This is a genomic window from Serratia sp. Je.1.23.a, assembly GCF_051129805.1.
Lineage (GTDB): Bacteria > Pseudomonadota > Gammaproteobacteria > Enterobacterales > Enterobacteriaceae > Serratia > Serratia liquefaciens.
Genome location: NZ_JBCPSR010000005.1, coordinates 278,060 through 291,238, shown reverse-complemented (window position 1 = coordinate 291,238; position 13,179 = coordinate 278,060). Strand labels below are relative to the sequence as shown.

Annotated in this window: 9 protein-coding genes; 8 read left to right on the top strand and 1 reads right to left on the bottom strand. The window is 56.6% G+C overall.

Annotated features, from left to right (window positions below):
• Window positions 1-51: 51 nt before the first annotated feature.
• Complete coding sequence (acuI, locus tag AAZT04_RS18690) at window positions 52-1,029, bottom strand: acrylyl-CoA reductase (NADPH) (protein WP_046372538.1); 978 nt, start codon at window positions 1,027-1,029, stop codon at window positions 52-54.
• A gap of 296 nt (window positions 1,030-1,325) precedes the next feature.
• On the opposite strand from acuI, the gene csrD reads away from it, so the two are divergent.
• From csrD to nit1, 8 genes are all read left to right on the top strand, one after another.
• Complete coding sequence (gene csrD / locus AAZT04_RS18685; RefSeq protein WP_115060640.1) at window positions 1,326-3,257, top strand: RNase E specificity factor CsrD; 1,932 nt, start codon at window positions 1,326-1,328, stop codon at window positions 3,255-3,257.
• Window positions 3,258-3,669: 412 nt separating this feature from the next.
• Window positions 3,670-4,713, top strand: a complete 1,044-nt coding sequence (gene mreB, locus AAZT04_RS18680) for a rod shape-determining protein MreB (RefSeq protein ID WP_012147106.1) — start codon at window positions 3,670-3,672, stop codon at window positions 4,711-4,713.
• Window positions 4,714-4,807: 94 nt separating this feature from the next.
• Window positions 4,808-5,809: a rod shape-determining protein MreC gene (gene mreC, locus AAZT04_RS18675; protein ID WP_041415027.1), complete on the top strand. Its 1,002-nt coding sequence runs from the start codon at window positions 4,808-4,810 to the stop codon at window positions 5,807-5,809.
• Complete coding sequence (gene mreD / locus AAZT04_RS18670; RefSeq protein WP_012147104.1) at window positions 5,806-6,294, top strand: rod shape-determining protein MreD; 489 nt, start codon at window positions 5,806-5,808, stop codon at window positions 6,292-6,294. Before mreC ends, mreD begins: the two co-directional genes overlap by 4 nt.
• A 10-nt stretch (window positions 6,295-6,304) precedes the next feature.
• Window positions 6,305-6,889 (top strand): Maf family protein, encoded by a 585-nt coding sequence (locus AAZT04_RS18665; RefSeq protein WP_129941626.1) that lies wholly within the window; start codon window positions 6,305-6,307, stop codon window positions 6,887-6,889.
• A 38-nt stretch (window positions 6,890-6,927) separates the two neighbouring features.
• Entirely contained in the window at window positions 6,928-8,397 is a 1,470-nt protein-coding gene (gene rng / locus AAZT04_RS18660) for a ribonuclease G (protein ID WP_020832068.1), read from the top strand.
• A 105-nt stretch (window positions 8,398-8,502) separates the two neighbouring features.
• Window positions 8,503-12,318 (top strand): AsmA2 domain-containing protein YhdP, encoded by a 3,816-nt coding sequence (gene yhdP, locus AAZT04_RS18655; RefSeq protein WP_434681282.1) that lies wholly within the window; start codon window positions 8,503-8,505, stop codon window positions 12,316-12,318.
• Window positions 12,315-13,175, top strand: coding sequence for a deaminated glutathione amidase (nit1, locus tag AAZT04_RS18650; RefSeq protein ID WP_020832065.1), 861 nt, complete (start codon window positions 12,315-12,317; stop codon window positions 13,173-13,175). Before yhdP ends, nit1 begins: the two co-directional genes overlap by 4 nt.
• Window positions 13,176-13,179: the final 4 nt, after the last annotated feature.

Below are 13,179 nucleotides of genomic sequence, written 5' to 3'. Positions count from 1 at the left end.
TGAAATTTCGCAGGCGGATGTTCCCCCCGTTGCCGGGGGGCGATTTAAGCTTTAGCGGATTTTAACCAGAGTGCGACCGGTCACTTGATGATTCAGCAGCGCGGCGGCGGTGGCCGGTGCCTGTTCCAAAGTGATTTCCTGGGTGGCCTGTTGGTAGAAACTGTCCGGCAAAATACCGGCTAGCCGTTCCCAGGCGGTTTGGCGGCGATGCAGTGGCGTATGCACCGAGTCCACGCCCTGCAGGCGAACGTTGCGCAGGATAAACGGCATCACCGTGGTGGGCAGGTGATAGCCACCGGCCAGGCCACAGGCGGCGACCGTGCCGTTATAATTCATCTGCGCCAGTACTCGTGCCAGCAGCGTGTCGCCAACGGTATCGACTGCCCCGGCCCAGAGTTGCTTTTCCAGCGGACGCGGGGCTTCCAGGTAGCCGTCGCGCGACAGGACTTCTTTGGCGCCCAGCGCTTTCAGATACTCGGTATTGCTCTCGCGGCCGCTGATGGCGGTGACGTGATAGCCCAACGCCGCCAGAATGGCGATGGCTGTGCTGCCCACGCCGCCGCTGGCACCGGTAACCAGAATATCGCCGTCATCCGGGTGTACGCCGCCTTCTTCCAGCGCCATCACGCACAGCATGGCGGTAAAGCCGGCGGTACCCAGGATCATCGCTTTGCGTTCATCCAGCCCGTTTGGCAAGGGCACCAGCCATTCGCCTGAGACTCGTGCCTGTTCGGCCAGGCCACCCCAGTGGTTTTCACCCACGCCCCAACCGGTAAGCACCACGCTTTGGCCTTCTTTAAAACGATCGTCGCGGCTTTCGCGTACCGTACCGGCGAAATCGATGCCTGGCACCATCGGGAAGTTACGCACGATCTTGCCTTTGCCGGTGATCGCCAACGCATCTTTATAGTTGAGGCTGGACCAGTTGACGTCTACCAGGACATCGCCGCCGGGCAGCAGATCGCTGCTGATATCCTTAATGTGAGCCAGAGTTTGATCGCCTTGTTGTTCCAATAACAGTGCACGCATGTCACTCTTCCTCTTGTTTGCATTTTTGCCATGGATGGCTGAACCAGATTTAATTGACTATATGCATATAAGAAATTTATGTCCTGATAAAAGACAAAAAAGGGTGATTGAAGGTTTTCTTCGTTGTCGAGGCTTGGTAGCTTGGGTGGCGTGAACCGACAACGGGTATCGCCGGAGCGGTACCCGCTATTCATTAAAAAAATCAGGATATTGTGTTGGATTCATTTGAGCGGATTCGGGGCCTTTATACTTCCAAAGGTGAAAACTCACGTAACCATACCGGACAAGGCACAGGGATGCGATTCACCACCAAACTCTCTGCATTGATCACCTTGCTTGTTGCTTTGGCGATGTTTTTGATGCTGATGGGCTGCTCATACAGCTTCTTTTACGTCACTCAGGATCGTCTGGAACGCCGCTTCGAGTCGCTGATGACCTCGCTCGATCAGGCGATGCTGCATGAGTCCCCAGAGGAACAGAAACGCTGGTTGCCGCTGGTAATGCGCCCCCTGGGCATTGTGGCTGTCAGCGTGGATACCAGCCACAGCAATCTCCTCTCTTATAAATTGCAGACGCTGAAGCTGCCCTGGGAATCGCTTAATGGCTACCGGCAGGTGGCTCTGCCGCTGATGCAGCATCCCGGCGCTTCACTGCATATCACTTATGTTGATCCCTTCGCCAGCGACGTACGCTCGTTGCAATCTACCGCCGCCGTGACGCTTTCGATCGTTGTGATGGTGGTGATCTTGCTGTTTAGCCTGCGCTGGCTGCGCGATCAGGCCGACGGAGAGGATCGGCTGGAACGCCGCGCACGGCGCATTCTTAACGGTGAAAGAGAGAGCGTGATGCAGGGCGATATGCGCGAATGGCCGGCGAACGTCAGTGGCGCGCTCGATCGCTTGCTGGCAGATTTGGCGGAAGCGCGCGAGGAGCGCAGCCGGGTCGATACCTTGATCCGCGCCTTTGCCGCTCAGGACGCGAAAACCGGCCTCAACAACCGCTTGTTCTTCGACAACCAACTGACCACTCAACTGGAAGAGGAAGGCTCGCACGGCATTGTGATGATGGTGCGGTTGCCCGATTTCGACACGCTGCGGGAAATTCACGGCAACGGCGCGGTGCAGGAACTGATGTACTCGCTGGTCAATCTGTTGTCGACCTTCGTGATGCGTTATCCGGCGGCGCTGCTGGCACGTTATTTCCACAGCGATTTCACCGTATTGTTACCGCATCGAACCCTGAAAGAGGCGGATGGCATTGCTTCGCAGTTGGTGAACGCGATTGATGCCTTGCCTTCAACGGCGCTTATCGATCGTGAAGCATTCCTGCACATTGGCATCGTGGCGTACCGCAGCGGACAAACCACCGAACAGGTGATCGATTACGCGGAGCAGGCAACGCGCCATGCTACGTTGCAAGGCGAAAACGGCTGGTACGTTTATGACAGCCAGGTGCCGGAAAAAGGGCGCGGCAGCGTCAAGTGGCGCACCCTGCTGGAGCAGGTACTGGCGCGGGGAGGCCCGCGTTTGTATCAGAAACCGGCGGTGACGGTAGAAGGGGAAGTGCATCACCGTGAGATCATGAGCCGGATCTACGATGGCACCCAGGAACTGCTGCCATCGGAGTATATGCCTCTGGTGCGGCAGTTAGGGCTGGCGGAAAGCTACGATCGTCAACATCTGAGCCGTATTCTTCCTTTACTGACGCTGTGGCCCGAAGAGACATTGGCCTTTACGCTGAGCGTAGACTCACTGTTGCAGCGTAGTTTCCAGCGTTGGCTGCGTGATAGCCTGTTACAGTGTGAAAAAAGTCATCGTCGGCGAATTCTGATTGAACTTGCAGAGGCAGACGTGTGTCAACATATCGACCGTTTACGTCCGGTACTGAAGTTACTGTCAGGGCTGGGCTGTCGTCTGGCGGTGTCCCAGGCCGGGTTAACCGTGGTAAGTACCTCCTATATCAAGTCCTTACCGGTGGAATTGGTTAAGCTCCATCCGGGTCTGGTGCGGAGTATTGATAAGCGTGATGAAAATCAGCTGTTCGTTCAGAGCCTGACCGGCGCCTGTGAAGGCACCAGCACTCAGGTTTTCGCCGCCAGCGTGCGGACGCGTAATGAGTGGCAGACGCTGAAAGAGCGGGGGATCCTCGGTGGACAGGGCGACTTTTTCGCGTCGCCGGAACCGATAGACGTCGGGCGTAAAAAATATTCGCGTCGTTATCGTGTTTAACCTGAATACCGAACAAAAATTAACGTAGAATGAGCGCCAATTCATCTGGGCTTTTTTCTCTGTCATTTTGGGATAACCCCCAAACTGCCTGCGACAATGACGCCTATTTGATATAGGCTCTTGTCAGTCCTTTTCTGTTGAACGTTGGTAGGTGCTTACCACCAGCGGCAATCAGGGAATATGTTAGATTTTATGAGCTGTGTTACGCCGTTTCGTGCGCTGACAGGGTGGTAAACTGAGCCTTTGTTCAGGGAATTCAGGCCTCATCCAATTTCCGTGCATTCGAGCAGAAACAATACAGACTATTTTTCACCGAAGTAGAACGTTTTTGCGCCTTGTCGCTGCTTCGTGTGGTTGGTAAAGTAGGCGGATTTTATTTTCCGCCCCCAGCTTGCAGGATTATCCTTTAGTTATGTTTAAGAAATTTCGTGGCATGTTTTCCAATGACTTGTCCATCGACTTGGGTACCGCCAATACCCTGATTTATGTTAAAGGGCAAGGCATTGTACTGAACGAACCGTCGGTGGTTGCCATTCGCCAGGATCGTGCCGGTTCACCCAAGAGCGTTGCGGCCGTGGGTCATGAGGCTAAACAAATGCTGGGGCGTACGCCCGGCAACATCGCGGCTATTCGTCCGATGAAAGACGGCGTGATCGCCGATTTCTTCGTGACCGAAAAAATGCTGCAGCACTTTATTAAACAGGTTCACAGCAACAGCTTCATGCGGCCAAGCCCGCGCGTGCTGGTGTGTGTGCCGGTTGGCGCAACTCAAGTTGAGCGCCGCGCCATCCGCGAATCTGCCCAAGGGGCCGGTGCGCGTGAGGTGTTTCTGATTGAAGAACCTATGGCTGCCGCAATCGGTGCCGGCCTGCCGGTTTCTGAAGCGACAGGTTCCATGGTGGTGGATATCGGTGGCGGTACCACTGAAGTGGCCGTGATCTCACTGAACGGTGTGGTCTACTCTTCTTCTGTACGTATCGGTGGTGACCGTTTCGACGAAGCTATCATTAATTACGTGCGTCGTAACTACGGCTCACTGATCGGTGAAGCAACTGCCGAACGTATCAAGCATGGCATCGGTTCCGCTTATCCGGGCGATGAAGTGCATGAAATCGAAGTTCGCGGCCGTAACCTGGCTGAGGGCGTGCCACGTGGCTTTACCCTGAATTCCAATGAAATCCTTGAAGCGCTGCAGGAGCCGTTGACCGGCATCGTCAGTGCGGTGATGGTGGCGCTGGAGCAGTGTCCACCAGAGCTGGCTTCCGACATTTCCGAACGCGGCATGGTGTTGACCGGCGGTGGCGCATTGCTGCGCAACCTGGATCGCCTGCTGATGGAAGAAACCGGCATTCCGGTGGTCGTGGCAGAAGATCCGCTGACCTGCGTAGCCCGCGGCGGTGGCAAGGCGTTGGAAATGATCGACATGCATGGCGGCGATTTGTTCAGCGAAGAATAGTCAGCCCCAAGAAGGAGGAATCGTATCGGGTGAATGCGCAAAGCGAAAATCAGGTACGGTTCCTCTTTCTGTTGTCGAGGAACACGCATAATTTATGAAGCCGATTTTTAGCAGGGGGCCTTCCCTGCAACTACGACTTTTTTTGGCGGTGATCGTGGCCATTGGCCTGATCGTTGCCGATAGCCGTCTCGGTACGTTCGTGAAAATACGTAACTACATGGACACGGCCGTCAGCCCTTTCTATTTTTTGGCCAATGGGCCACGTAAAGTTTTGGACAGCGTTTCAGAAACGCTGGCTACCCGCCAACAGCTGGAGCTGGAAAACCGGGCTCTGCGGCAGGAACTGCTGCTGAAAAACAGCGATATTCTTCTTCTTGGCCAATTCAAGCAGGAAAACGCCCGCTTGCGTGAGCTGTTAGGCTCGCCGCTGCGCCAGGACGAACACAAAATGGTCACCCAGGTGATCTCGACCGGCTCGGATCCTTACAGCGATCAGGTAGTGATCGACAAAGGATCGGATAACGGCGTTTATGAAGGCCAGCCGGTCATCAGTGATAAAGGCGTAGTGGGCCAGGTGGTGGCGGTGGCTAAAGTCACCAGCCGCGTGTTGCTGATCTGCGATGCTTCACATGCGCTGCCAATTCAGGTGCTGCGCAACGATATCCGCGTGATCGCCGCAGGCAGCGGCTGTGCCGACGATTTACAGCTTGAACATCTGCCGAACAATACCGATATCCGCGTGGGTGATGTGCTGGTCACATCCGGCCTTGGTGGTCGCTTCCCTGAAGGCTATCCGGTGGCGGTGGTGTCCTCGGTCAAAGTGGATAATCAGCGCGCCTATACCGTGATTCAGGCTCGACCAACCGCAGGGTTACAGCGCTTGCGCTATCTGCTGCTGCTGTGGGGGGCCGATCGTAACGGCGACATGCCGTTGCCGCCCGATGAAGTTCATCGCGTCGCCAATGAGCGTCTGATGCAGATGATGCCGCAGGTTCTGCCGCCGGCTGATGCGGTGGGGCCGCAACTGCCTCTGCCTGCTCCGGCAACCGGGGCCGCGGTACAAACCGCTGCTCCTGCTGCGGGAGTCACGCAATGAATCGTTACCGCAGCAACGGGCGCTGGATAATCTGGCTGTCATTCCTGGTGGCGCTGGTGCTGCAAATCATGCCGTGGCCGGAACAGATCTACATGTTCCGTCCCTCCTGGCTGGCTTTGATCCTGATCTACTGGGTGATGGCGTTGCCTCATCGGGTTAACGTCGGCACCGGCTTCGTGCTGGGGCTGATTATGGATCTGATCCTCGGTTCCACGCTGGGCGTACGCGCGCTGGCGTTAGGTATTATTGCCTATCTTGTGGCGTTCAAATTCCAACTGTTCCGCAATATGGCGCTCTGGCAACAGGCGCTGATCGTCGTGCTGCTGTCACTGGCGATGGACGTTGTGGTGTTCTGGGCCGAGTTTTTAGTGATCAACGTTTCTTTCCGCCCAGAGGTGTTCTGGAGTAGTGTGGTAAACGGCATCCTGTGGCCTTGGTTGTTCCTGTTGATGCGAAAAATTCGCCGTCAGTTCGCCGTACAGTAAGGGTATAACAATGACTTCGCTTTATCTGGCCTCCGGCTCTCCCCGTCGACATGAATTACTGACCCTGTTGGACGTCCCCTTTGAAGTTATCCTGACGGATACCGAAGAGCAGCGGCAGGAAGGGGAATCCGCGGAAGCCTATGTGCGCCGTTTGGCGCAGGATAAGGCCAAAGCCGGCGTGGCGCTGGCACCGCAGGCGTGGCCGGTGCTGGGTGCCGATACCATTGTGGTGCTCAATGGCCGGGTGTTGGAAAAACCTCAGGACGAGACGCACGCGGCACAAATGCTGGCGGCGCTGTCGGGTAAACAGCATCAAGTGATGACTGCGGTGGCGATCGCCGATCGCCATGACGTTCTGTGCCAACTGGTGGTGACGGACGTGACATTCCGCAACCTGTCACAGCAGGATATCTGCGACTATATTGCTACGGGCGAGCCGATGGATAAAGCGGGCGCCTACGGAATTCAAGGAAAGGGTGGTTGTTTCGTCAGAACGATAACCGGGAGTTATCATGCGGTGATGGGCCTGCCGTTAGTCGAAACACATGAGCTGCTCAGTAATTTTGTCGCATTACGTGATGTAAGAACCGGTTGATGGGCGCTGCCATTATCGACCGGCTCTGAGGAGAAGGCATGACAGCTGAGCTACTGGTTAATATCACACCGTCTGAAACGCGGGTTGCCTATATTGATGGCGGCATCCTGCAAGAGATCCATATCGAACGCGAATCCAAGCGCGGCATCGTCGGCAATATTTATAAAGGGCGCGTAAGCCGCGTGTTGCCGGGCATGCAGGCGGCATTCGTCGATATCGGCCTGGATAAAGCGGCCTTCCTGCACGCTTCCGATATCATGCCGCACACGGAATGTGTCGCCGGCGATGAGCAGAAAAATTTCCACGTGCGTGACATTGCCGAACTGGTGCGCCAGGGACAGGATCTGATGGTCCAGGTGGTGAAAGATCCGCTCGGCACCAAGGGTGCACGCCTGACCACCGACATTACTTTGCCTTCGCGTTACCTGGTGTTTATGCCGGGGGCGGCGCACGTTGGCGTTTCGCAACGTATAGAAAGTGAAGCCGAGCGCGATCGCCTGAAAAAAGCGGTGGCCGGTTACTGTGATGAGCTGGGCGGCTTTATCATCCGCACCGCGGCTGAAGGCATTGGCGAAGAAGAGTTGGCGCAGGACGCCGCTTTCCTCAAACGCCTGTGGACCAAGGTGATGGAGCGTAAAAAACGCAACCAGACCAAATACAAATTATACGGTGAGTTGGCGTTGGCGCAGCGCATTTTGCGTGACTTCGCCGGCGCGGCGCTGGACCGGATCCGCGTGGATTCCCGCCTGACCCACGATCTGCTGGTGGAGTTTACCGGTGAGTACATCCCGGATATCACCGCCAAGCTGGAGCTGTACACCGGCAGCCAGCCAATCTTCGATCTGTACGACGTCGAAAACGAGATACAGCGTGCGCTGGAGCGCAAGGTCGAGCTGAAGTCCGGCGGTTATCTGATCATCGATCAGACCGAGGCGATGACGACCGTGGATATCAATACCGGCGCCTTTGTCGGCCACCGCAATCTCGACGAAACCATCTTCAACACCAATATCGAAGCGACCCAGGCCATTGCCCGCCAACTGCGGCTGCGCAACTTGGGCGGCATTATCATCATTGACTTCATTGACATGAACAATGAGGAGCACCGTCGCCGGGTGTTGCATTCGCTGGAGCTGGCGCTGAGTAAAGATCGGGTAAAAACCACGATCAACGGCTTCTCTCAGCTAGGCTTAGTGGAAATGACGCGTAAACGTACGCGGGAAAGCATTGAACATGTGCTGTGTAACGATTGTCCTACCTGTCAGGGACGCGGCACGGTGAAAACAGTGGAAACCGTGTGCTACGAAATTTTGCGTGAAATTGTGCGCGTGCACCATGCTTATGATTCAGATCGTTTCCTGGTTTACGCCTCTGCGGCGGTGGGGGAGGCGCTGAAAAGCGAAGAGTCCCATGCGCTGGCCGAAGTGGAAATCTTTGTGGGCAAGCAGGTGAAGGTACAAATCGAACCTTTATACAGCCAGGAACAATTTGACGTTGTCATGATGTAGTTCGCCCGTTGGTGGCTAAAGTCAGACATGAGTGGGGCTCAGCATACTGAGCCCCATCGTGCATAGATATTCCCGTTGCCAGGCAGCGGAAGCAAGGAGAACTGCGTGAGGCGACTGCCTGGGATTTTGTTAGCTACAGGCGCCACTCTGATTGTCATCGTGGCGTTGCTGATCAGCGGGCTGCGTCTGGCGCTGCCTGAACTGAACAACTATCGCCCTCAATTGCTGGCAAAGGTTGAAAGCCTCTCCGGCGTGCCCGTACAGGTCGATTTCATCCAGGGCAGTTGGGAAACTTTTGGCCCACAGCTTGAAATGCGCAACGTGCGCGCCACGCTGCCCAAAAGCAATCTGAAGATTGAACGCGTGACCTTGGCGCTGGACGTGTGGCAATCGCTGCTGCATTTGCGCTGGCAGTTCCGCGATCTTACCTTTCACCAACTCCAGTTCGATCTTAACACCACGCTGGGCGGCGATGAGCACCAGGGTAGCACCATCGAACCGGGTAAAATCACCGATTTGCTGCTGCATCAGCTGGATCATTTCGACCTGCGCGACAGCCGCATCTCATTCCTGACGCCCGCCGGCGCGCGTGCCGAATTCGAAATCCCGCAGTTGACCTGGCTGAACGGCCGCGATCGTCACCGGGCAGAAGGGCAGATCAGCCTGTCGACGCTGAACGGTCAGCATGGTGTGGTGCAACTGCGCATGGATCTGCGTGATAACCAAGGGCTATTGAATACCGGCACTGTCTATATGCAGGCCGACAATATCGATATGAAGCCCTGGTTCACCCGTTGGCTGCGTGCCAATACCGGGCTGGAAAGCGCAGACTTCAGTCTGGCGGCCTGGCTGCAGATCCAAAATGGTGAAATCGCCACCGGCAGTGCATTACTGAAACAGGGGGCGGCCAACTGGAACGTGGGGACTCAAGCTCACCGGCTCGACGTGGACAACCTGGCGCTGACGCTCAGCCGTCAGGGTACCGGCTGGCAGGTGGACGTTCCGCAGTTGAACCTGGCCACCGACGGTCAGGCCTGGCCGCAGGGTAAACTGTCTGCGCTGTGGTTGCCGGAAAACACCGAATTCCTGGGGCCAGGGCAAACCGAAGAGCTGCGCGTGCGCGCCACTGACATTCAGCTTGAGCGCCTGGCCGCGCTACTGCCGACCTTCTCTTTCCTCAGCCCGGACGTGTTGGATCGCTGGAACGATCTGCAGCCGCAAGGCAAGGTCAACGCGCTGGCGTTGGATATCCCGCTGAAACAACCGGAAAAAACGCGTTTCCAGGCCCTCTGGCAGGACGTTAGCTGGCAGCACTGGAAACTGTTGCCCGGCGTGAATCACTTCTCCGGCGCACTGAGTGGCGGTGTGGAAAATGGTCGTCTGCAGCTTGATCTCAATAACAGCACCCTGCCGTACGGCGATATGTTCCGGGCACCTCTGGAAATCAGCAGCGCGCGGGGGGCTCTGACCTGGCAGAACAATGACCAGGGCTGGGAACTGGCGAGCCAAAACCTGGATGTGAAAGCCAAATCGCTGTGGGTTAACGGTGACTTCCGCTATCAGCAGCCGGCCAAAGGCGACCCGTGGCTGAATATTCTGGCAGGTATCCGTCTGTACGACGGCGCGGACGCCTGGCGCTACTTCCCTGAGCCCCTGATGGGCAAGCATCTGGTGGATTACCTCAGCGGCGCCATCCAGGGTGGGCAGGTGGATAACGCCACGCTGATCTACAACGGCGATCCGCAGCATTTCCCGTACCGCAAAAACGAAGGTCAGTTTGAGGTGTTTGTCCCGCTGCGTCATTCCACCTTCCAGTTCCAACCGGATTGGCCGGCGTTGACCGATCTGGCTATCGATCTCGACTTCGCCAATGAGGGGCTGTGGATGAATGCTCCGCAAACCAAATTGGGTAAAGTCGATGGCAAAAATGTCAGTGCCGTCATTCCGGACTACCTGAAAGAGCGTTTGTTGGTGGATGCCGAGGTCGCGGGCCAGGGGGGAGAGATCCATGACTATTTCAAACAGACTCCGCTGCACGATTCATTGGGCTCGGCCCTGGACGAACTGCAGATTGGTGGTAATGTCAGTGGGCGCTTACACCTCGATATTCCCTTGAACGGCGAGCTGGTGCGTGCCACCGGTGAAGTCGCGCTGAACAATAACTCACTGTTGGTGAAGCCTATCGACAGTGAGCTGCAAAAGGTCAGCGGCAAGTTCCGTTTTGATAACGGCAACCTGAGCAGCGATACCCTGTCTGCCAATTGGTTTGGACAGCCGGTGGCGGTGGATTTCAACACTCAGGAAGGGAAAAACGATTACAAGGTCAACGTTGGCCTGAAAGCTGACTGGCAACCGGGCAAATTCCCTGGCATCCCGCAGGAAGTGAGCGATGCACTGAGCGGCAGCGCCCCTTGGCAAGGCCAAGTGGCTATTGTCTTGCCTCATCAGGGCGCGGCCAGCTATGACATTGGCGTTGATGCGGACCTTAAGAAAGTAAGTAGTCACTTACCTTCGCCATTAGATAAACCGGCGGGTGAGCCATTGCCGCTGAGCGTAAAAGTGAAAGGTGGCCTGAATGGATTCATGCTGACCGGCAGTGCTGGCAAACAAAACAAATTCAACAGCGAATGGACCTTCGCCAAACAGCAGGTCACGCTGGCACGGGCGGCCTGGCAAACCGCTGGTAGTGGAACCCCACCGTTACCGAACAGAAAATCGCTGACGCTTAACCTGCCGCCGCTGGACGGTGAGAAATGGCTGGGCCTGATGGCACCGGCGCTGAAACAAAGTGGCGGTATGGGCAAGGTGGGCGGATTTAACTTCCCGACCACCGTCGCACTAAAAACGCCACAGCTGCTGCTAGGCGGTCAGGCGTGGCATAAGCTGACGCTGTCGGCAGAGAAGCAGCTGGGGGCCACGCTGGTCAGCGCGAAGGGCGATGAGGTTGACGGCAGTTTGCGGGTGGCGGACCGGGGGCCGTGGCGCGCCGATATCAATTATCTCTATTACAACCCGCAGTTTGACGCGGCTAAGAGCACTCCGACGGCGACCGCAGCTGCGCAGGTGGCCGCAGACAAGGTTTCCTTCCGCGACTGGCCGTCGCTGATGCTGCGCTGTAAGTCGTGCTGGGTGATGGGGCAGAACCTCGGCAAGGTTGAGGCGGATTTGACCAATCAGGGGGATACCCTCCTGCTGACGCACGGGTTAGTCGATACCGGCAAAGGGCGAATGACCGCCAGCGGTTTGTGGAAACAGAATGCCCAGGAAGAGCGCAGCTCGCTGAAAGGTAAACTGCTGGGTGCCAAAATTGATGAAACTGCGGCTTTCTTCGGCATCACCACGCCGCTGAAAGGCGCACCTTATGACGTCGATTTCGATCTCTACTGGCGCGGCCAGCCGTGGAAACCGCAGTTGAACACCTTGAGTGGCGCGCTGAAAATCAATATGGGCAAGGGCGAAATCGACAGCATGGGCGGCGGTCGTGCCGGCCAGCTGTTGCGTCTGGTGAGCTTCGATGCCCTGTTACGCAAGCTGCAGTTCGATTTCAGCGATACCTTCGGCAAAGGCTTCTACTTTGACTCCATCCGCAGCACCTCGTGGTTGAAAGATGGCATAATGCATACCGATAACCTTTTGGTTGACGGGCTGGCAGCGGATATTGCCATGAGCGGGCAAATTGACCTGGCGCGTCGGCAGATTGATATGGAAGCGGTGGTGGCGCCGGAAATTTCAGCCACCGTCGGCGTGGCGACGGCATTCGTGATTAACCCGATTGTCGGTGCTGCGGTGTTTGCCGCGTCCAAAGTGCTGGGGCCGCTGTGGAACAAGATTTCGCTGATTCGTTACCATATCGGCGGCAGCCTGGATCAGCCGAAGATCAATGAGGTGTTGCGTAAGCCAAAGGAGGATAAGGCGTCATGAGAAATGCTAACGTTGCGTTGTTACAGTTGTGCAGTGGCGATCGGGTGCGTGATAACCTGGCCCAGATTGAACAGCAGATTAAGCAGCTCAATGCCGGGGTAAAACTGGTAATGACGCCGGAGAATGCGCTGCTGTTCGCCAACTCTGCGGCCTATCGTGAGCATGCGGAGCAACAGGGCGACGGGCCGTTGCAAAACGCGGTGCGTGAAATGGCGCGACGCTATGGCGTGTGGTTGCTGGTCGGTTCCATGCCGCTGGTCAGCCGCGAAAATCCTGCGCTTATCACTACCAGCAGCCTGCTGTTTGACGATCAGGGCGAGATCCGGGCGCGTTACGACAAACTGCACATGTTCGACGTGGACATTAACGACTCCCACGGCCATTATCGTGAGTCGGACACCTATCAACATGGCCAACAGCTCACGGTAGTGGATACCCCTGTCGGTCGGCTTGGCATGACCATCTGCTACGATTTGCGCTTCCCGGCGCTGTTCCAGGCGTTGCGAGCGCAGGGCGCTGAACTGATTTCCGTGCCTGCAGCCTTTACTCGCGTGACCGGCGAAGCGCACTGGGAAATACTGCTGCGCGCAAGGGCGATTGAAAACCAGTGTGTGATCCTGGCGCCGGCGCAGGTCGGCAGCCATGGCCCGACTCGCCGCACCTGGGGTCACTCGCTGGCGGTAGACGGTTGGGGCAAGGTGCTGGCCGAAAACGCGGATGCGGTCTCGGCGTTGAAAGTGCGGGTTGACACTACCGGCCTCAAAACGATTCGTGAGCAGATGCCGGTGTTGCAACACAACAGATTCCAGATGTCGCTGACGGCGCCGTTTGAAAAAAACTCCTCCATTAAAGAGTGAAAAA

Excerpts from the sequence above, each read along its gene's own strand:
- acuI (WP_046372538.1), bottom strand. The coding sequence starts at position 1,029 with ATGCGTGCACTGTTATTGGAACAACAAGGCGATCAAACTCTGGCTCAC.
- csrD (WP_115060640.1), top strand. The coding sequence starts at position 1,326 with ATGCGATTCACCACCAAACTCTCTGCATTGATCACCTTGCTTGTTGCT.
- mreB (WP_012147106.1), top strand. The coding sequence starts at position 3,670 with ATGTTTAAGAAATTTCGTGGCATGTTTTCCAATGACTTGTCCATCGAC.
- mreC (WP_041415027.1), top strand. The coding sequence starts at position 4,808 with ATGAAGCCGATTTTTAGCAGGGGGCCTTCCCTGCAACTACGACTTTTT.
- mreD (WP_012147104.1), top strand. The coding sequence starts at position 5,806 with ATGAATCGTTACCGCAGCAACGGGCGCTGGATAATCTGGCTGTCATTC.
- AAZT04_RS18665 (WP_129941626.1), top strand. The coding sequence starts at position 6,305 with ATGACTTCGCTTTATCTGGCCTCCGGCTCTCCCCGTCGACATGAATTA.
- rng (WP_020832068.1), top strand. The coding sequence starts at position 6,928 with ATGACAGCTGAGCTACTGGTTAATATCACACCGTCTGAAACGCGGGTT.
- nit1 (WP_020832065.1), top strand. The coding sequence starts at position 12,315 with ATGAGAAATGCTAACGTTGCGTTGTTACAGTTGTGCAGTGGCGATCGG.